This is a genomic window from Desulfurivibrio alkaliphilus AHT 2 (assembly GCF_000092205.1).
GTDB classification, from domain to species: Bacteria; Desulfobacterota; Desulfobulbia; order Desulfobulbales; family Desulfurivibrionaceae; genus Desulfurivibrio; species Desulfurivibrio alkaliphilus.
On sequence record NC_014216.1, the window covers coordinates 2,004,044 to 2,023,725 of the forward strand.

The window sequence follows — 19,682 nt, forward strand, 5'->3', positions numbered from 1 at the left end:
TCAGCGGCACGCCCTTTGCAACACCACCCGACCGGAACAGGGACAACTTTAAAATCCGTTTTATGGAGGCATCCATGGCCGAAGAAAAAGAAGCCCCCGACAATGAAGAAGAGGTGCCGCAAAAGAAGTCCAAGACCCTTTTTTTCATTATTGTCGGCGTTGCTCTGCTGCTGCTGGCCGGCGGCGGTTTTTTCACCTACACCACCTTCCTGGCGCCACCGCATGATGAAGACGCCCGGGAACCGCTGGGGGAAATGTTTGCCCTGGAACCTTTTGTAGTCAACCTGGCCGACCCCACCGGCAAGCGGTACTTGAAGGTGCAGATTGCCCTGGAGCTGGAAAGCGAGCGGGCGGTGGAAAACGCCAAACGGGCCGAGCCCAAGCTGCGGGACACGGTGATTACCATGCTCACCGCCCTCTCGTTTGAAGAAGTTATGACCCCGGAAGGAAAAATCCGCATCCGGGATGAATTGCTGGGACGCTTCAATGTGGTTATGCGCCCGGATCGGGTGCGTAATATTTACTTCACCGAATTCGTGGTACAGTAACCCATGGCGGAACAAATTCTCAGCCAGGACGAGGTCGATGCCCTCCTCAAGGGGATCTCCGGCGGCGAAATCGAAGAACCCGAAGAGGCGGCGGAAACCGATGGGTTGGGCTATACCCCCTACGATTTCACCCGCCAGCAGCGCATCGTCCAGACCCGGATGCCGGCCATGGACGCCATCAGCGACGCTTTCATGCGGAGCATGCGCAACTCGCTGGCCTCGGCCCTGCGCCGGATTCTCGACGTTACCGCCGTACCCATGGAACTGGAGCGCTTCGGGGCCTTTGTCCGCACCCTGCCGGTGCCCAGCAGCCTGCAGATTTTCAAAATGGCCCCCTTCCGGGGACACGCCCTGATCGTTTTAGAGCCGCGCCTGGTCTTTAACCTGGTGGAAAGCTTTCTGGGGGGCAGCGGCTCCCGCAATGTGCGCATTGAAGGCCGGGACTTCACCGCCATTGAACAACGCCTGATCCGCCGGGTGGTCAACCTGCTGCTCACCGACATGGAAAAGGCCTGGTATTCATTGCAGCCGCTGAAGGTGCAGTACGTACGCAGCGAAATCAACCCGCAATTTGCCAAGATCTGCCAGCCCGAAGACGTGGTCATCATCAACCGCTACGAGGTCGATATGGACCGGGCCGTGGGCAGCATCACCACCTGTATCCCCATGAGCAACCTGGAATCGGTGCGAAACCGGCTGATGACCACCTTCCAGCGCGAGCAGAGCGAAGAGGATATCGCCATCCAGCGCACCATCACCGAAAACATCAAAAACGCCGAGGTGGAGTTCAAGGTGGAACTGGGCCGCACCACGGTCCCGGCCCGGGAGATCATCAACCTGCAGGTGGGCGACACCCTGACCCTGGACCGCCGCACCGACGAACAACTGCCGGTATTCGTGGCCAGCAAGCGCAAATACATGGCCACGCCCGGCGTGCACCGGAAGAACAACGCCGTGCTGATCAAGAAAAAAGTTCTGGACCCCAACCGCGACTGAGACAGGAGAGAAAGCGATGGCAGACGAGGCAACCACCAACAAACCGGAAGAAGCTGGCGACGACTGGACTTCGGCCCTGGCCGACCAGAACGACAAACCGGACTTTGACGAGCTTTCGGCCGATGCCGGCAGCCCCGCCCCCTCCACGGCGTCCACCGGCAGCCAGAACCTCGATTTCCTGCTTGACGTGCCGCTGGAGGTCAGCGTCGAGCTGGGTCGCACCAGCATGATCATCAACAAAATGCTGCAACTGACCCAGGGGTCGGTAATCGAACTGGACAAGGCCGCCGGCGAGCCGGTGGAGATTTTTGTCAATCAGAAGCTGATGGGCAAAGGCGAAGTGGTGGTGGTTAACGAACGTTTCGGCATCCGGGTGACGGAGATCATCAGCCAGGCCGACCGGATCAAAAACATCGGCTAATACCCATGCCCAACCATCGCACCAGCATAAAACCGCTGTTCGTAAGCGAACAGCCGCACCGCATCTTCGGGCGATCAGCCAGGCTTACGTACAGGGGGTACGCGGCGCCTGGCTACTTGCCCGAACCTGCGGCACGGCTGTTCGCTTACGGCCCGTTATGCTGGCAGGTTAGTACCCCTGGTGAACGGTTACAGTTACGGCGGCGGCCCCTGTGGTCCACCCTGCCGTTGCTGCTGCTGTATGTGCTGCTGGTTATGCTGTGGCCGGCCCCGGTCGTTGCTGCCGGCGACACCGGGGCAACCGCTCTCATGGCCCCGAAAGCCGAGCAGGAAGCAACGGTGGCCGACCAACCCCAAAAGCTGCCGGCAGCAGCGACCGCAAACGACCAGCCCCAGCCGGTTGCCGACGACCCCTGGGCGGCCGACTACTACCAGCACCAGGAAGGGGAAGTGTTCTCCCCCACCATGTCGCTGCTCAAGGCCTTCGGGGTGCTGCTGCTGATGATCGGCCTGATGCTCTTTGTGGCCGCCCTGCTCAAGCGGCTGGGCTTCGGCCAGGGCGGGTTCCGGGGGCAGGGCGAACTGATACGGGTTATCGAGACCCGCTCCGTCGGCCCCAAAAAATATCTTGCGGTGGTGGAGGTTGGTGGCGAGTTTTTATTGCTGGGCATCGGTGACCAGCAGATCAACCTGCTGACCAGGCTGGAAAATGATGAGTTGATCCGCCAGAGCCAGGCCACCGGCGCCGGTGGCCCCGGCAGTTCCGGCCCCGGCGGCTTTGCCGGCCTGCTGGCCGGGGCTCTAAAACAGCGCCGGGAGCGAAAGGACTGAGCCATGTTTAAAGTTCTTTTAGCCCTTGCCATCCTGCTGCTGCCCGCCTCGGCTCTGGCCCAGCAGGGCATCCCCTTGCCCAGCATCCAGATCGGCATCGAGGAGGCCACCAGCCCCCGGGAAGTATCGGTGCTCATCGAATTGCTGCTGGTCTTCACGGTCCTGGCCATGGCCCCGGCCATCCTGCTGATGATGACCTGCTTCACCCGCCTGATCGTGGTCTTTTCCTTTCTGCGCAACGCCATCGGCACCCAGCAGATGCCGCCCAACCAGGTGCTGGTGGGGCTGGCCATGTTTCTCACCCTGTTCATCATGGCGCCGGTCTTCTCCCAGATCAACCAGACCGCCATCGGCCCTTACATGGAAGAAGAAATCGGCGCCGAAGAAGCCCTGCAACTGGCCGCGGAACCGATCCGGGAATTCATGTTCAAACAGACCCGAGAAAAGGACCTGGAGCTTTTTCTCGGGCTGGCCCGGGCCCCCCGGCCCCAGACCAAGGATGATGTCCCCACCCACATCCTGATTCCGGCCTTTATGATCAGCGAGCTGAAAACCGCCTTTACCATCGGTTTCGTGCTCTTTCTGCCCTTTCTGGTGATCGACATGGTGGTGGCCAGCGTACTGCTTTCCATGGGCATGATGATGCTGCCGCCGATTATGGTGGCGCTGCCCTTTAAAATCCTGCTCTTTGTCCTGGTGGACGGCTGGTATTTGATTGTGGGTTCGTTAGTCAGAAGCTTCGGCTAGGAGGTTGTTGCTATGAGTCCGGCGGACGTGGCGGTTTTGATCCAGCAGGCGGTGAAGGTTACCCTAACCCTGGCCGGCCCCATTTTGGGCATGGGCATGGCGGTGGGGCTGACCATCGCCCTGTTCCAGGCGGTTACCCAGATCCAGGAAATGACCCTGACCTTTGTACCCAAGATCTTCGCCGTCCTGCTCACCGTCCTCTTTCTGGCCGGCTGGATGATCACGGTCATGGTGGACTACACCCACAACCTGATCGTCAGCATCCCCGGCCTGATCAGATAAGCGATAACCGGGCACCACTGAAATAAGCTTATGGTAGACGCGGCTCTGCTCAACTGGACCATTGACCAGCTCATGCGGGTGCTGATTGTAATGACCCGGGTCGGTCCCCTGCTGTTTCTGATGCCGGTCTTAAGCGCCCGCGGGGTGCCGGCCCAGGTCAAGATCCTGCTGGTGGTAATGACCTCGCTGGTGCTGGCGCCGGTGGTACCGGTGAGCAGTGCCGACCTGCCGGACACCGCGGTGGGTTTCGGGGTCTTTGCCGCCCTTGAAATCACCTTCGCCGCCATTCTGGCGCTGTTTGCCCGCTTTGTCTTCTCGGCGGTGGAAACCGCCGGCCAGGTGGTGGGGGTGCAGATGGGCATGGGCATGGCCGGGGTCATGGACCCCCAGTTCGGCAACCAGGTCTCACCGGTGGGGATGCTCTGGAGCGTGGCGGCCATTTTGCTCTTTCTGGCCATTGACGGCCACCATCTCTTTTTCGCCGCCATGGTCAGAAGCTACCAGTGGGTGGGCCCCGGCCAGCTGGCGGCGGTAAGCCATTTGACCTACCAGGGCATGATGGACGGGGCGGCCCAGATGTTCGTGCTGGCCATCAAGATCATGGCCCCGGCCAGCGCCACCCTCTTTTTTTCCCACGTGGGCATGGGGATCATCGCCAAAACGGTACCCCAGATCCCCATCCTCATCGTGGGCATGCCCATGAACATCGCCCTGGGGATGATGATGGCGGGGCTCTCCATGGGTTATTTCGTGCCGGTGATGCTGAATCACTTCGAAATGCTGCATCGCCTGCTGCCGCGCATCGGGGCCGGGCTGGGGTAATCCACCCCCTTACCGGGAAAGCCTGGCAACAGCCAAAGACAGGCATAACAACAGTCAAGGGCAAGCAGGATGGCCGAAGAGCAATCCGGGCAAGAGAAAACTGAAAAACCCACCGAACGGCGACTGCTGGAGGCCCGCAAGAAGGGGGATGTGGCCAAGAGCATGGAGGTGCCTTCGGCGGCAGTGCTGCTGGCCGGGGTGATCGTGCTCTACTTCACCGGGGAGCGGATGTTCAACCAGGTCACCGGCATGATGCAGTTTTACCTGGGTAACCTGGACACCCTGAACCTAAGCCCCGGCAACATGCCGGCCATCTCCCGCCAAGCCCTGATCAGCATCTTCGACGTGCTCTGGCCGCTGATGCTCACCGTCTTCATCGTTGCCCTGCTGGCCAACTATATGCAGATCGGGGTGCTTTTCACCACCGAAAAGATGAAGCCCAAGCTGGAAAAAATCGACCCCTTAAAAGGGTTTGGTCGCCTTTTTTCCAAGCAGGCCCTGGCCAACTTCTTTAAATCCATGGCCAAAATGGGCGTGGTGGGTTATGTCGCTTACAGTGAGGTAAAAAGGGCGCTCAATGAAATCCTGCCGCTGATGGACAAGGCCCCCTACCCCATCGTCATGTTCATGACCGAAACGGCCTTCTGGATCTTTTTGAAGTGCGCTCTGGCCATCGCCATCATCGCCGCCATTGATTACGCTTTCCAGCGCTGGCAGTTCATGGAAAAGATGAAGATGACCAAGCAGGACATGAAGGACGAGGGCAAGCAGACCGAGGGCGACCCCCACGTCAAGGGGCGGATCCGGGCGATCCAGACCGAAATGGCCCGCAAGCGGATGATGGCCGAGGTGCCCAAGGCCGACGTGGTGGTCACCAACCCCACCCGGCTGGCCATTGCCATCAAGTACGACGCCCTCACCATGCCGGCCCCCAAGGTGCTGGCCAAAGGCGCCGGGGTGGTGGCCGGTAAAATCAGGGAGATCGCCCAGGAGCATGAGGTGCCCATCGTGGAAGACAAACCCCTGGCCCAGGCTTTGTACCAAACGGTGGAGATCGACCAGACCATCCCCGAGAACCTCTTCCAGGCGGTGGCGGAAGTACTGGCCTACGTCTATAACCTGAGAAAGTAAACCACCATGGCGGAAGCGGAACAAAAAGCAGGCGGCATCGATTTCAAAGCACTGGCGGCGGAAGCGCCCAGCATGGCGGTGGCCCTGGGGGTGGTGGCGGTACTGGCGGTAATGATCCTGCCGTTGCCCACCTTTGTCCTTGACCTGCTGCTGAGCACCAACCTCACCATCGGGCTGGTGATTCTGCTGATCGCCATGTACAACCAAAAACCGCTGGATTTCTCCTCTTTCCCGGCGGTGCTGCTGGTCACCACCCTGTTCCGGCTGTCGTTGAACATCGCCTCCACCCGCCTGATCTTGCTCCAGGGCCACGAGGGTCCCGGCGCGGTGGGCCAGGTGATCCAGGCCTTCGGCACCTTCGTGGTGGGGGGCAATTACGCGGTTGGTATCATCATCTTCCTGATCATGGTACTGATCAACTTCATCGTCATCACCAAAGGTGCCGGCCGGATTGCCGAGGTGGCGGCCCGCTTCACCCTGGATGCCATGCCCGGCAAGCAGATGGCCATCGATGCCGACCTTAACGCCGGCCTGATCAACGAGGAAGAGGCCAAGGCCCGGCGCAAGGAGATCTCCCAGCAGTCGGAATTTTACGGCGCCATGGACGGTGCCTCCAAGTTCGTGCGCGGCGAGGCCGTTGCCAGCCTGGTGATCATGGCCATCAACATCATCGGCGGCCTGATGATCGGGGTTTTCATGATGCAGATGAGCGCCGGCGACGCCGCCGTCACCTACACCCTGCTGACCATCGGTGACGGCCTGGTGGCCCAGATCCCGGCCCTGGTCATCTCCACCTCCACCGGTATCATCGTCAGCCGGGCGGCCAGCGACCAGAGCATGGGCAAGGAGTTTGCCCGCCAGTTCGGCATGCAGCCCCAGGCCCTGGGCGTGGCCTCGGGCATTGTCATGCTGCTGGGCCTGGTACCCGGCCTGCCCACCCTCCCTTTCATCTCCTTGGGCTGCATCATGGGCGGCCTGGCCTGGCTGGCCTACCAAAAAAGCGGCGAGGCGGCCCTGGAGGAGGAGGAAGAAGCGGCGGAAAAACGGCGCCAGGAAGAGGCCGGCCCGGAACCGGGCTCGCCGGAGGCGGTGGAGGCCCTGCTCCCTCTGGACACCCTGGAGCTGGAGGTGGGCTACGGCCTGATCCCGCTGGTGGATGAGAACCAGCAGGGCGACCTGCTGGAGCGCATCCGGGCCATCCGCCGCCAGTTTGCCACCGAAGTGGGGATGCTGATCCCGCCGCTGCACGTGCGGGACAACCTGCAACTTAAACCCGACGAATACGTGCTCCAGCTCAAAGGGGTGGAAATCGCCCGCGGCGAGGTGATGATGGGCCACCTGATGGCCATGGATTCAGGAGCGGCCAAACGGGAACTCGATGGTATCCCCACCACCGAACCGGCCTTCCAGCTACCGGCGGTGTGGATCACCGAGGAGGCTCGAGAAGAGGCCCAGGTGGCCGGCTACACGGTGGTGGACCCCTCCACCGTGATCGCCACCCACTTAACCGAAGTGCTGCGGGCCAACGCCCACGAACTGCTGGGGCGCCAGGACACCCAGAAACTGCTCGACAACCTGGCCAAGACCCATCCCAAGGTGGTGGAAGAACTGGTACCGGGCCTGCTCACCCTGGGCGGCATGCAGAAGGTGCTGCAAAATCTGCTGCGGGAACGGGTCTCCATCCGTGATTTGCTCACCATCTGTGAAACCCTGGCCGACAACGCCGGCCGCAGCAAAGACCCGGATCTGCTCACCGAATTCGTGCGCCAGAAACTGGCCCGCTCCATCGTCAGCGGCTATGTGGACCAGGAGGGTACCCTGTCGGTGCTGACCCTGGCGGCCAAGACGGAAGACATCATCCGGGAGAGCCTGCAACAGACCGACCAGGGGGTTTATCTTAACCTGGAACCGAACCTGGCACAGCATTTGCTTGAACAGATCCAGCAGGCGTCCGAACAGGCGGCCAACGACGGCTACCAGCCCATCATTCTCTGCTCACCCGCCATCCGCCGCCACCTGCGGCGCCTGCTGGAACGTTTCATGCCCCACGTGATGGTGCTCTCCCACAACGAGGTCACCACCCAGACCAGGATCCGGTCTTTGGGGACCATTGAAATCAACCCCAAAAAGTAACGGTAACGCAAGCCCATGAAAGTCAAACGCTTCGAAGCTCCGGACACCAAAAGCGCCCTGGCTCTGGTCAAGGATGAATTGGGGCCGGATGCGGTCATTCTCTCGACCAAAACCCTGCCCCGGGAGCCGGGCCGAGCCCCGGTGGTAGAAGTGGTGGCGGCGGTGGACTTCGCGGTGGAGAACGTGGTGCCCCGCGCACACTTATCGCCGGCCGCCCCCGCCGTGCGCCGCGGGGCCTGGCGGCCACCGGTGGTCGACCGGCAGGGGCGGCCGGCCGCCTTAAGCGCCGATGCCGAACCGGCGGCCGGCGTCAACCTGAGCCGCGAGGCCCGGTTGCTGCAACAACGCTTTGCCGGTTGCAATCTTGACCAGCAAAAGCGTCAAAGCACCAACGCCATGTCAGTTTCTCCGACACCGGCACCGGCACCGGCACTGAACAGGATGGCTCAGCGCTCCAAAGCGCGCCCCACCCCGGAAGAGGTCATCAACTGGCGCAACCAGATCCTGGAGCAACTGGCGGTGCGCCCCCTGCAGCTTAACGGCCGCACCGAACCCCTGGTGATCGCCCTGGTGGGCCCCACCGGGGTGGGCAAGACCACCACCGCCGCCAAGATCGCCGCCTGGTTCAGCCTGCACGAAAATGCCCGGGTGGCCCTGCTCTCCATGGACTGCTACCGCATCGGCGCCACCGACCAACTGCGCACCTACGCCCGGATCATGCGGCTGCCCTGCGAGATCGTCCTGCGCCGGCAGGACTTGCAGGCCGCGCTGCACAAGCACCGGCAAAAAGATCTGATCATCATCGACACCGCCGGCAAAAGCCCGTTCGATGAAGATCACATTCCGGAACTGGGCCAGTGGTTTGCCGACCACGGCGGGATCACTCCTTACCTGGTGCTCAGCGCCACCGCCAAAAAGGAGGATATCAACCACATCATCGCCACCTACCGCCCCCTGGGGGTTCCGGCGGCGATCTTGACCAAGCTGGACGAAACCCGGGCTTACGCGGCACTGTGCCAGCAGATGGCCAGGGCCGAGCTGCCCATCGCCTGTCTCTGCACCGGCCAGAAGGTCCCGGAGGATTTCCTGCCCGCCGACAAGAATTTTTTAAAAACCCTGTTCGGCGACGGCTGGGACGCCGCCATGCGGCAACAGGAAGCAGCCATGGCCGACGACGGCTGGCTTAGTTAAAATTGTTTATTTTTCAAGACCTTACGAAATAAGCACAAGCAGGGGATATTAAGATGACCCAAGCGCAAACCCTGGAAAAAATGATGGACAAAAAAAGCGCCGCCGGCCCGGCACCGGGCCGCCAACCCGGCAAACGGCCGCCGCGGGTGATCTCGATCACCAGCGGCAAGGGCGGGGTGGGCAAGAGCAACATCGCCACCAACCTGGCCTACGCCCTGCGGCGCCAAGGCCTCAAAACCCTGGTTCTGGACGCCGACCTCAACCTGGCCAATGTCGATATCCTGCTGGGCCTGACCCCCAAGTACAACCTCCAGCACGTCTTCAGCGGCGAAAAAGGGCTGCGCGACATCCTCATCGAGGGTCCGGGCAATATCAAGATCCTGCCGGCCAGCTCGGGGATCATGGAGCTGGCCGACCTCAACGAAAACCAGCGCCTTTATTTTCTGGCCGAAATGGAGGCCCTGGAAAGCGAAACCGATGTGCTGATCATCGACACCGCCGCCGGCATTAACAACAACGTGATCTACTTCAACCTGGCGGCCCAGGAGCGGCTGGTGGTGCTGACCCCGGAACCCACCTCACTCACCGACGCCTACGCCCTGATCAAGGTTTTAAGCACCCGGCACGACATTAAAAGGTACCGCTTTCTGATCAACCAGGCCCGCTCGGAAAAAGAGGCCCTGGCGGTGTACCGCAAACTCTGCCTGGTCACCGACCGCTTCCTGGGCAGCCTGTCGCTGGATTTCCTGGGCTACATCCCCTACGACACCAAACTTCCCCAGGCGGTGCGCAGCCAGCGGCTGGTCTGCGACCTTTACCCGGACTCGCCGGCGGGGCGTACCTTCACCCGCCTGGCGGAAGCCATGGCCGCAGAAAAACCGCACCGGGACCAGGACGGCAACATCAAATTTTTCTGGCAGGGACTTTTCGGGGGTTGATAATGATGCAAAAACAACCAGGCCCGAGCAAGTTCAAGGATTACACCAGCGCCTACTTCGATCGCCGGGAGCAGCTCGACCCGGCCAAGCGCGAGGAGCTGATCCTGAACTACACCCCGCTGATCAAGTACATCGCCTCTCGCCTGGCCTCGCGGCTGCCGCCCCAGGTGGCGGTGGACGACCTGATCAGTTGCGGCATCGTCGGGCTGATCGACGCCATAAACAAGTTCGACCCGGCCAAGAACGTCCAGTTCAAAACCTACGCCGAGTTCCGAATCAAAGGAGCGATGCTTGATGAACTGCGGGCCCTGGACTGGGTGCCGCGCTCCATCCGGCGCAAGGTCACCGAGCTGGAACAGGTCTGCAGCGAGCTTGAGGTCAAACTGGGCCGACCGGCCACCGACGAGGAAACCGCCACGGCTTTGGGCATTGGCCTGGAAGAGTACCACCGCCTGCTGGATGAAACCAAATCGGTCAGTTTTCTCGACATCGAATACTTGCGCCGCCAGGCGCCGGCGGAGGTTGAAGGCAACCTGGCGGAAGTGTTCGCCAGTGACGACAAAGATCCCTTTGCCGCCCTCAACCTGGGCGAAACCAAGGCATTGCTGGCCAAGGCAATCAACGAACTGCCGGAAAAGGAGAAACTCACCGTGGCTCTCTACTACCACGAAGAGTTGACCATGCGGGAAATCGGCGAGGTACTGGGCTACACCGAAAGCCGGATCTCACAGATGCACAGCAAGGCCATGCTGCGGTTGCGCGGCAAGCTGAAAAAGAGTCTTGACGCATAGGGTGCAGGCCATAATTTTCGCTTGTGCTTTATGGTGCTTCTCAATATATTTGGATATTTAGTAATCATTAAGCTTGGGGCAGCGGGCAATCGTTGCCTGGCCCCGCCCTGAAAAAAACCGGTCGGAGGAGTTATGGCTGCAGATCCGAGCATGAAAATCCTGGTGGTGGATGATTTTGCGACCATGCGCCGCATTGTCAAAAACATTCTCAACCAACTGGGTTTCAAAAACATTATCGAGGCCGACGACGGCACCACTGCCCTGAACACCCTGAAGAGTGAAAAGGTGGACCTGATCATCTCCGACTGGAACATGCCCAAGATGACCGGGCTGGACCTGCTCAAGGCGGTGCGGGCCGATGCCAACATGGCCGACACCCCTTTTATCATGGTTACCGCCGAGGCCCAGCAGGACAACATCATCCTGGCGGTCAAGGCGAAGGTCAGCCAGTACATCGTTAAACCCTTTACCGCCGAAGTACTGGGCGAAAAGCTGGAAAAGATCTTCGGCAGCTGAGGCTGCGGGATAAACCTCCATGGCGCAGGGGAAAGGTTCCGACCAGGACACTCTTGGCTCTCCGCCGCCAATCCTGGACAAGCTGGATGACGACGACTGGGGCGACGACTGGGAAGCCGCCTTTCAATCGGAGGACCTGGCGGCCGACGAAGAGGCGCTGGCCGAGGAGTTCAGCTTCACCGACGACCAGGAACAGGCGGCGGAAGGCACCGGACCATCACCCGCCGCCGAAACCGGCGAACCGGAAAGTGATGCCGCCGCCGGACCCGGCCTGGTCAGCCGACTGACGGACATCCTGCCCGCCGCGGCAACAACCCTGATAAACCTTGGCAGGGAACTGCCGCAGCTGCCCCTTAAGTTGTGGCGCTCCTTCCGGGCCATGGGCCGGCCGCAAAAAATCGTCACCGGCGCCATCGCCCTCACCCTGCTGTTTTCCCTGCTGCTCTTCTCCACCCTTAGCCGCGCCCCTGGGCCGCAAATTGTTTTACCCGACGACCCCTTTGGCCTGCAGGAGCCCCTGGATGCCGCACCGCCGGCCGAACCAGCCGTATCCGTTGCCGAGCCGGAAGTGCCGCACCCACCGCCCACCGAACCCGACCGGCACCGGATATCACTGACTGATTTTCTCATTCCCGTGCCCGGCGATACCGGCCATGGCGACATCTTCCTGCAACTCGACCTGACCCTCACCGTCCAAACGCCCCCCGGCGAACCACTGAACCCGGTGCTTAAAGCCCAACTCCGGGAAAGCATCTACAACTTTTATCGCCGCCGGGACCCCGCCGACCTGCGCCGCTATTCCCTGGCCCGGGGAGATATGCTACGAGATCTCCGCTTCTGGCTGGAAGAACACCACCCGGAACTGGAGGCCGATGCCATATCCTTTGACCGCTACTGGCTCAACTAGTAAACTAGTAATCGTTCAGCAGCACCGCATCTTGCGGCGATCGGCCCGGCTTGCGTACTTAGGTACGCGGCGCCGGTCCGCTTGCCGCAACCTGCGGCACTGCTGAACGATTACGACTTGGAATGGAGGAGATGGCCATGAAGAAGGTGGAAGCGATTATTAAGCCCTTTAAGCTGGATGAGGTTAAAAAGGCCCTGCATGAGTTGGGGGTGCAAGGTATGACCATTACCGAGGTTAAAGGGTATGGCCGGCAGAAGGGGCATACCGAGATTTATCGCGGGGCCGAGTATGAAGTGGAATTTATTCCCAAGGTCAAGGTGGAGGTGATTGTTAACGCCGACCAGGTGGAAGCGGTGGTGGCCTGCATCCGGGAGGCGGCCAACAGCGGCAAGATCGGGGACGGTAAAATCTTCGTGCTGCCGGTGGAGGAGGTGATCCGGGTGCGCACCGGCGAGCGCGGGGCCGAGGCCATATGATCCCCCTGCCGGGTGAGCTTTATCGCAAGGCGCAGCAGTTGCCGGCCTGGATTCGCCGGGAACCGGAAGTCGGCGAGAACCCCTGGGTGCGCCGACTGCGCGAATTACTGCTGGTGCTGCTGATCTTTGGCCGCGAGTTCAACCGGGACCGGATCCCCCTGCGGGCCAGCGCCCTGACCTTCACCATCATGCTCTCGCTGGTGCCCACCCTGGCCCTGGGCACCGCGGTGCTCAAGGGCCTGGGCGCCGACGACCAGATGCGCCAGGCGGCCCACCGCTTTATCGACCAGATGGAGGCCAGCACCGCCATCTGGGGGGAAAGCGGCGAAATGGTTCCCAACGGCAACGATCATTCCGCCCCACCGGCCACCGCAGAACAGTTGCCGGGCACCACCGACCACCTGCGCGAGGCCGTCGACCAGATCTTTGCCTACGTCGACCGCACCGATTTTACCACCCTGGGCGCCTTCGGGGTGGTCGGCCTGGTGGCGGCGGTGATCATTGTCCTGGGCAGTATCGAGCGTTCCATGAACGCCATCTGGCAAGCCGGCGGCGGCCGCCCCATGGGCCGGCGGATGATGGATTACCTGGCCCTGATGATCATGCTGCCGCTGGCGGTCAACCTCACCCTGGCCACCGAGGCCACCCTGCAAAGCGAGGCCCTGCAGGAGCGCCTGCAATTTTTCCTGCCCATGGGGCTGCTGGAAAGCATACTGCTGGACCTGCTGCCCCTGCTGCTGCTCACCCTTACCTTCACTCTACTCTACCGCTTTCTCCCCGCCACCCGGGTCAATTTCACCCCGGCCCTGATCGGCGGGCTTTTCGGGGCCGTGCTCTGGCTGGTGGTGCAGGGGCTTTACCTTAAAATGCAGATCGGGGTGGCCCGTTACAACGCCATTTACGGTTCCTTTGCCACCCTGCCCCTGTTTCTGGTCTGGCTGCAGTTGTGCTGGATCATCTTCCTGGCCGGGGCGGAGATGTCCTTTGCCACTCAGGTTCGGCGCAACTACCGCTGGGACGACGACGAACTATCGCCGGCCAACCGCCTCACCCTGGCCTTCACCATGCTGATGGGGGTGCACAACCAATTCCAGCACCGCCGACCCGCCGCCCCGGCCCTGCTGGCCGCCGAACTGCATCAACCCGAGGGGGTGATCACCCAGGTGGCGGGGCAACTGGCCGACCGGGGCCTGCTGCGCTACTACCAGGATCCCGCAAGCGGCAGCCACGGTTACCTGCCCGGCACCCCGCTGGAAAAGGTCGAGCCCACCGAGGTGCTGGATCTCATCCTGGGCACCGACATCCCGCCCCAGACCGGGGCCCCCCTGGCCCAGGCGGCCGTAACCGCCGCCCGCGAGGCCCTGGCGGGGAAGAAACTGGTGGGCGCCGAGGGTGTTGACATCATCGCCAAGACTGGCTAACGTTTTTTATAATTCCGGCAAACATTATCCGGACGAGCATCATTTTCGAAGCAAGTGCCTTTAAGATTGATCGCTTTTAAACCACCAATCCACCGGGAGGTGACTTATGCCTGCGTTAAAAATGCTGCTGCCGGCTTTGCTGCTGGTGCTGTTCGGGGCCGCTACGGCCCTGGCGGATTTTGTCGAGAAGCGCCATGTGGCCACCATCGATGAAGACGGGGTGCAACGCGTGGAGATGGAGGGGGGTGAATACTATTTCGACCCCAACGTGGTGGTGGTCAAGGTCAATGTGCCGGTGGAGTTGAGCATCCGCGATGTCGGCGGCATTGCCCCCCACGATATCGTGCTCCATGCCCCGGAAGCGGGAATCGATTTTGCGGTTAATTATGGGCGGGAACCGGTAACCATCGAGTTTACCCCCACCAAGGTCGGCGAGTATGAATTTGACTGCAGCAAGCGCCTGCTCTTTTTCAGAAGCCACCGGGATCGGGGCATGCATGGTATTTTAAAGGTCGTGGAATAATCACCATCTCTGCTAAGGAGGAGCCCCATGCTGCCCATCGGTGAGGAACTGCCCCAGACCGTCCGGCTGCTCATTCCCTGGCTGGGCCTGGGGCATGGCATCTTCATGGCCCTGCTGCTGGTCATGTTCTTTTATCAGGCCCGCCTGGGCCGCCGCATCCGCATCCGGCGCCAGGCCGGCGAGTCGCCCGAAGGTGCAATAATCCGCCGGCACCGCCGCTTGGGCCCATGGCTGGCCCTGCTCTGCCTGCTGGGTTTCAGCGGCGGCCTGCTCATCGTCTTTATGAACATGGGCCGGGTTGCCGTCCATCCACCCCACCTGCTCCTGGGGCTGGCCATCATCCTTACTTTAGGGGGCATTTACGCCGCTTCCCGGCAGATTCGCCCCCGGGAAACCCTTTGGCGGCACCGGCACCGCCGCCTGGGCATCCTGCTGCTCTCCCTTTACCCGGTGCAGTTGCTGCTAGGCCTGGTGGTGCTGCTTTAGGCAGCAGGTTGATTAGGGGTCAATTAGGGGTCAAGTCTTGACATGACAGTCTGCCTCAGGCTGTCATGTCAAGACTTGACCCCTAAGTCGGTTGTGACCCCTAAGTCGGTTGTTCCATCAGCCTGAGCAGTTCAGCGGTCTTTTCTTGCAGCAACCGTTCATCGGCCCGGGCTTCCACGTTGAGCCGCACCACCGGCTCGGTGTTGGATGAACGCAGGTTGAAGCGCCAGTTTGCAAACTCCATGGAAAGCCCATCGGTGCGATCCACCGCCGAGGCCGCCGGGGCAAAATGCCTTTCCACCTCTGCCAGCACCGCCGCCGGGTCCTTGAGCCGGCGGTTGATCTCGCCGCTGGCGGGAAACAGCCGCATCCTTTCCCCCACCAGTTCCGACAACGGTTGCAGGCGGCGGCAGATCAACTCCAGCACCAGCAGCCAGGGGATCATGCCGCTGTCGCAATAGGCAAAATCGCGGAAATAGTGGTGGGCGCTCATTTCGCCGCCGTACACCGCATCCTCGATACGCATCCGCTCCTTGATGAAGGCGTGCCCGGTTTTGCTCATCACCGGTACGCCACCGGCTCGTTCCACCACCTCGATGGTGTTCCAGGTAAGGCGGGGGTCATGGATAATCCTTGCCCCTGGGTGCCTGGCCAGAAAGGCCTCGGCCAGCAGGCCGACGAGATAATAACCCTCGATGAAGCGGCCGGTTTCATCGAAGAAGAAGCAGCGGTCGAAATCACCATCCCAGGCAATCCCGACATCGGCACCATGTTCACGCACCGCCGCCGCCGTGGCTTCCCGGTTTTCCGGCAGCAAAGGATTGGGGATGCCGTGGGGAAAGGTACCGTCCGGCTGGTGGTGCAGCCGGACGAACTCAAACGGCAGATGCGGCGCCAGGGCGTCCAGCACCGGGCCGGCACAGCCGTTGCCGGCGTTGACCACCACCCGCAGGGGCTGGAGTTGCTCCGGCTCCACATAAGAAAGCAGGTGGCGAATGTACTGCTCCCGGAAACTGCCGCTCTTCACCTCCCCCCGGCGGGTGGCAGCCGGCAGACCGCCGCCCGCCACCAGATCCCTGATCGCCTGCAGGCCGCTTTCCCCGCTGATGGGCCGGGCGCCCTGCCGCACCAGCTTCATGCCGTTGTAGTCTTGCGGGTTATGGCTGGCGGTAACCATGATCCCGCCGGCAAAATCACCGCTGAAGCCGGCATGATAAATCTCTTCGGTGCCGCACAGGCCGATATCCGTCACCCCGCAGCCGCCGTCGCACAAGCCATCGGCCAGGGCCGCGCTCAACTCAGCGCTGGTAAGGCGCACATCACGGCCGATCACCACTTGCCCGGGGCCGAAAATCTCGCCAAAGGCCCGGCCAACGGCCCGAGCCACCCCGGTATTGAGCTCATCCGGCACCCTGCCCCGAATGTCATAGGCCTTGAAGGCCGAAACCGGCCAGGGGGGGGATTGATCAGCGGCCATACTTGTCCTCCAGGCGGACAATGTCATCTTCACCCAGGTAGCTGCCCGATTGCACCTCGATCAGCTCCAGGGTGATCTTGCCGGGATTCTCCAGGCGGTGTGAGGCCCCCAGCGGGATATAGGTGGACTGATTTTCGCTCAGCAGCATCACCTGGTCGTCACAGGTAATCCGCGCCGAGCCTTTAACCACGATCCAGTGCTCCGCTCGATGATAATGCTGTTGCAGCGAGAGGCTGGCGCCCGGCTTAACGGTGATCCTCTTGACCTGGAAACGCTCATCCTGGACCAGCCCTTCGTAAGTACCCCAGGGTCGGTGAACCACCCGATGCAGCCGGAGTTCCTCCCGGTTCTGCGCCCGCAATCGCTCCACCACCGCCTTAACCTCTTGGTCCCGGCCCCGGTGGGCCACCAGCACCGCGTCGGCGGTTTCCACCACCACCAGATCCTCGACCCCGACGGCGGCCAGTAAACGGCGATCGGCATGGAGGTAGCAGTTGCGACTGTCCATCACCAGCACATCACCCCGGCAGGCGTTGCCCTGCTGGTCATGATCCGCCACCGCCAGCAGGGAAGACCAGGAGCCGACATCGGACCAGCCGGCCTCGGGCAACGGTACCACCGCCGCAGCATCGGTTTTTTCCATCACCGCGTAATCGATGGAATCCGCCGGGCAAGCGGCAAATTCCGCTACCCCCAGGCGGATGAAATCGAGGTCCCGCGCCGCCTGTTCCCAGGCCCGGCGGCAGGCCTGCAGGATGTCGGGGGCCAACCGCTCCAGTTCGGCCAACCAGACCGAAGCCCGCAGCAGGAACATGCCGCTGTTCCAGAAATAGCCGCCGGCGGCCAGGTATTGCTGCGCCGTCGGGCCATCGGGCTTTTCAATGAACCGCTCGACCCGGCAGACCGCGGGAATAACCTCGCTTACCTCCCCGCCGCCGGCCAGCTCTTCCCCGGCCTTGATGTAGCCGTAACCGGTTTCCGGGCCGGTGGGCAAAACACCGAAGGTCAGGAGCATTCCCTGCTCGGCCATCGGCGCAGCCACGGCCAGCGCCGCCGCCATTACCTCCGGGCGGCCAATCAGATGGTCGGCCGGCAACACCAGCAACAGGGGATCATCACCCTCCGCCGTGGCCTGCAAAGCCGCCACCGCCAGTGCCGGGGCGGTGTTGCGCCCGCAGGGCTCCAGCATAATCGCCGCCGGCTCCACCCCCACCTGGCGCAACTGTTCGGCCACCAGGAAACGGTGCGCCTCGTTGCAGACCACCAGGGGCGCTTCGGCCCCGGCAAAATCGGCCACCCGCAGGGCGGTTTCCTGCAGCATGGTCCGCTCACCGGCCAAAGGAAGAAACTGTTTGGGATAAAGCTCCCGGGAAAGCGGCCAGAGCCGGGTTCCGGAACCCCCTGACAAAATAATGGGAACGATCATAAAATAATTTTACCTCACGCCATCAAAAAATGTAGAATATGACAATGTCGCCAAATCATACCGGAGAGTCCACCGCCTAGCAAGATATAGTAAGGGCGCCACCCATTGTAAACCGAAGGTAAACAGAAAATACGCTTTTCCCTATAGTTACCATTGTCTTTCCGCAACATATATGTTAGAGAGCATGAACTGAAAACTAATTTAATTTAAAAAAAATTTACATTATAGTCTCATCAACCAGGTTTCATCACACCTTATCAACTGGCACTGGGAGCAAAAAGATGAAAGTTTCTTACGGGGTGAAAATTCTGACCCTGCTGGTGGCGTTTTTTCTTTTTCCCCCCACCCCGTTTTGGGCCTGGGCCGGCAACGACCCTTCAGCACAAGCAACCGCCGACAACCTGCCCCCGGAATACCTCATCGGCATCGGCGACGTACTGGAAATTCAAGTCTGGAGAGAGCCGGAATTAACCCGCACCACCCGGGTCCGGCTGGATGGCCGCATCTCCCTGCCCCTGGCCGGCGATATCGCCGCCGTCGGGCACTCGCCCCAGCAACTGGCCGACCAACTCAAGCAACATTATCGCCAAAAATTAACCGACCCTGAGGTCACGGTGATCCTGGCAGAAAGCAAGCGCCGCTACTATGTCATCGGCCAGGTAAGACAACCCGGAGAATTTCCCCTGGACGGCAACCTTACCGTGCTGCAAGCCCTGGCCCGAAGCGGCGGTTTCCTGGAATGGGCCAAGACTTCCGATATAACCGTGATTCGCCCGAGCGAAAAAGGCGAGCAGATTATCCCGTTTAACTACAACGCCATCACCAGCAAAAGGGGCCGCCAGGCTGCGCTGCCACTTGCCCCCGGCGATACCATTGTCGTGCCGTAAACAACCATCGGCATGCCCCCTAAGCATTTTGAACAACAGGCAACTGAACCAACCTGGCCCCGGGAGCAACGGTGCAAATAAAAGGTCGATGGCAAAATCTGCTGCCGCTGCTTTGCCTGCTGCTTATGGCGCCGGCGCCGGGATGGTCCCGGGAAAACAATCTGACCGCCACCCTGGCGTTACGCCAGGAATACGATTCAAACCTTGAACTGCGAGAGACTGACCGCAGGTCCGGCTGGTATTCGGTGCTAAGACCGGGCCTGCAGTTTTCGTCTCGAGGCCGCACAGATCAGTGGCAAGCGAGGTACCTATTGGGCTTCAGAAAAAACCACACCACCGGCGGCGAGTCGCTGGATCACAATTTTCTCCTGTCTGGCGAAAAGGCTCACTCCGCTCGCCGGCAGACCGCGGTGGTAAACCGTTTTTACGTGTCCGACGATTCAGATTTCGGCGACGAGCCGGTGGCCGACGTGGACCCGCAACTCTCACCCCGGCGAACCAGAGAACGCTTCCTGCTGAACACCTTTTCCCTGAACAGCCGTTACCAGTTTGCCGCCCGCGGCACCGTGACCATGGCTTATGAAAACCGGGTTCTCAATAACCGGGTCGGCACCCGGGATGATTACATGCGCCATCACCCCCGGCTTATCGTCAGTTACGGTTTCAGCCCGCGCTGTTAATGATCACCCTAATGGAGCCACCCATGATCAGCTAATGGAGCCACCCTCAAGTG

Annotated in this window: 22 protein-coding genes; 20 read left to right on the forward strand and 2 right to left on the reverse strand. The window is 61.2% G+C overall.

Going from position 1 to position 19,682, the window contains the following annotated elements:
- Positions 1-74: 74 nt before the first annotated feature.
- The 18 genes from DAAHT2_RS08735 to DAAHT2_RS08820 all read left to right on the forward strand — a co-directional run bounded on the left by DAAHT2_RS08735 (position 75) and on the right by DAAHT2_RS08820 (position 15,159).
- Positions 75-548, forward strand: coding sequence for a flagellar basal body-associated FliL family protein (locus DAAHT2_RS08735; RefSeq protein ID WP_013163932.1), 474 nt, complete (start codon positions 75-77; stop codon positions 546-548).
- 3 nt (positions 549-551) lie between these two features.
- Complete coding sequence (fliM, locus tag DAAHT2_RS08740) at positions 552-1,544, forward strand: flagellar motor switch protein FliM (RefSeq protein WP_013163933.1); 993 nt, start codon at positions 552-554, stop codon at positions 1,542-1,544.
- Positions 1,545-1,560: 16 nt separating this feature from the next.
- A complete protein-coding gene (gene fliN / locus DAAHT2_RS08745; RefSeq protein WP_013163934.1) occupies positions 1,561-1,965 on the forward strand; it encodes a flagellar motor switch protein FliN in 405 nt (134 codons plus the stop codon).
- A 308-nt stretch (positions 1,966-2,273) separates the two neighbouring features.
- The gene (gene fliO / locus DAAHT2_RS13930) at positions 2,274-2,795 is read left to right on the forward strand and encodes a flagellar biosynthetic protein FliO (RefSeq protein ID WP_157861450.1); all 522 of its coding nucleotides are present in this window, start codon (positions 2,274-2,276) and stop codon (positions 2,793-2,795) included.
- Between the two features lie 3 nt (positions 2,796-2,798).
- On the forward strand, positions 2,799-3,542 hold the full coding sequence (gene fliP / locus DAAHT2_RS08755) for a flagellar type III secretion system pore protein FliP (protein WP_013163936.1): 744 nt from the start codon (positions 2,799-2,801) through the stop codon (positions 3,540-3,542).
- Between the two features lie 12 nt (positions 3,543-3,554).
- A complete protein-coding gene (fliQ, locus tag DAAHT2_RS08760; RefSeq protein ID WP_013163937.1) occupies positions 3,555-3,824 on the forward strand; it encodes a flagellar biosynthesis protein FliQ in 270 nt (89 codons plus the stop codon).
- A gap of 30 nt (positions 3,825-3,854) precedes the next feature.
- Positions 3,855-4,646, forward strand: a complete 792-nt coding sequence (gene fliR / locus DAAHT2_RS08765) for a flagellar biosynthetic protein FliR (protein ID WP_013163938.1) — start codon at positions 3,855-3,857, stop codon at positions 4,644-4,646.
- A 69-nt stretch (positions 4,647-4,715) separates the two neighbouring features.
- Entirely contained in the window at positions 4,716-5,777 is a 1,062-nt protein-coding gene (flhB, locus tag DAAHT2_RS08770; RefSeq protein WP_013163939.1) for a flagellar biosynthesis protein FlhB, read from the forward strand.
- 6 nt (positions 5,778-5,783) lie between these two features.
- Positions 5,784-7,910, forward strand: coding sequence for a flagellar biosynthesis protein FlhA (gene flhA, locus DAAHT2_RS08775; RefSeq protein ID WP_013163940.1), 2,127 nt, complete (start codon positions 5,784-5,786; stop codon positions 7,908-7,910).
- 15 nt (positions 7,911-7,925) lie between these two features.
- Positions 7,926-9,101 carry a flagellar biosynthesis GTPase FlhF gene (gene flhF / locus DAAHT2_RS08780; protein WP_013163941.1) on the forward strand — a complete coding sequence of 392 codons (1,176 nt, stop codon included), beginning with the start codon at positions 7,926-7,928 and terminating at the stop codon, positions 9,099-9,101.
- A gap of 53 nt (positions 9,102-9,154) precedes the next feature.
- Complete coding sequence (locus tag DAAHT2_RS08785) at positions 9,155-10,039, forward strand: MinD/ParA family protein (RefSeq protein WP_013163942.1); 885 nt, start codon at positions 9,155-9,157, stop codon at positions 10,037-10,039.
- A gap of 2 nt (positions 10,040-10,041) precedes the next feature.
- Positions 10,042-10,830, forward strand: coding sequence for a sigma-70 family RNA polymerase sigma factor (locus tag DAAHT2_RS08790; RefSeq protein WP_013163943.1), 789 nt, complete (start codon positions 10,042-10,044; stop codon positions 10,828-10,830).
- Between the two features lie 132 nt (positions 10,831-10,962).
- On the forward strand, positions 10,963-11,346 hold the full coding sequence (locus DAAHT2_RS08795; RefSeq protein ID WP_013163944.1) for a chemotaxis response regulator CheY: 384 nt from the start codon (positions 10,963-10,965) through the stop codon (positions 11,344-11,346).
- Between the two features lie 19 nt (positions 11,347-11,365).
- Positions 11,366-12,253 (forward strand): hypothetical protein, encoded by an 888-nt coding sequence (locus tag DAAHT2_RS08800; protein WP_013163945.1) that lies wholly within the window; start codon positions 11,366-11,368, stop codon positions 12,251-12,253.
- Positions 12,254-12,390: 137 nt separating this feature from the next.
- The gene (locus DAAHT2_RS08805) at positions 12,391-12,729 is read left to right on the forward strand and encodes a P-II family nitrogen regulator (RefSeq protein ID WP_013163946.1); all 339 of its coding nucleotides are present in this window, start codon (positions 12,391-12,393) and stop codon (positions 12,727-12,729) included.
- Positions 12,726-14,150 carry a YihY/virulence factor BrkB family protein gene (locus DAAHT2_RS08810; RefSeq protein ID WP_013163947.1) on the forward strand — a complete coding sequence of 475 codons (1,425 nt, stop codon included), beginning with the start codon at positions 12,726-12,728 and terminating at the stop codon, positions 14,148-14,150. Before DAAHT2_RS08805 ends, DAAHT2_RS08810 begins: the two co-directional genes overlap by 4 nt.
- Positions 14,151-14,256: 106 nt before the next feature.
- A complete protein-coding gene (locus tag DAAHT2_RS08815; protein WP_013163948.1) occupies positions 14,257-14,673 on the forward strand; it encodes a cupredoxin domain-containing protein in 417 nt (138 codons plus the stop codon).
- Between the two features lie 27 nt (positions 14,674-14,700).
- Positions 14,701-15,159, forward strand: a complete 459-nt coding sequence (locus tag DAAHT2_RS08820; RefSeq protein ID WP_013163949.1) for a DUF4079 family protein — start codon at positions 14,701-14,703, stop codon at positions 15,157-15,159.
- A 100-nt stretch (positions 15,160-15,259) separates the two neighbouring features.
- Here the strand turns inward: DAAHT2_RS08820 and DAAHT2_RS08825 are convergent, their stop codons facing one another.
- Both DAAHT2_RS08825 and DAAHT2_RS08830 read right to left on the reverse strand, forming a co-directional pair.
- Positions 15,260-16,636 carry a phosphohexomutase domain-containing protein gene (locus DAAHT2_RS08825; RefSeq protein ID WP_013163950.1) on the reverse strand — a complete coding sequence of 459 codons (1,377 nt, stop codon included), beginning with the start codon at positions 16,634-16,636 and terminating at the stop codon, positions 15,260-15,262.
- Positions 16,626-18,062, reverse strand: coding sequence for a mannose-1-phosphate guanylyltransferase/mannose-6-phosphate isomerase (locus tag DAAHT2_RS08830; RefSeq protein WP_013163951.1), 1,437 nt, complete (start codon positions 18,060-18,062; stop codon positions 16,626-16,628). Before DAAHT2_RS08830 ends, DAAHT2_RS08825 begins: the two co-directional genes overlap by 11 nt.
- 281 nt (positions 18,063-18,343) lie before the next feature.
- On the opposite strand from DAAHT2_RS08830, the gene DAAHT2_RS08835 reads away from it, so the two are divergent.
- Together DAAHT2_RS08835 and DAAHT2_RS08840 are read left to right on the forward strand one after the other, a co-directional pair.
- A complete protein-coding gene (locus DAAHT2_RS08835) occupies positions 18,344-18,949 on the forward strand; it encodes a polysaccharide biosynthesis/export family protein (protein ID WP_013163952.1) in 606 nt (201 codons plus the stop codon).
- A 311-nt stretch (positions 18,950-19,260) separates the two neighbouring features.
- Positions 19,261-19,629: a hypothetical protein gene (locus DAAHT2_RS08840; protein WP_041718905.1), complete on the forward strand. Its 369-nt coding sequence runs from the start codon at positions 19,261-19,263 to the stop codon at positions 19,627-19,629.
- Positions 19,630-19,682: the final 53 nt, after the last annotated feature.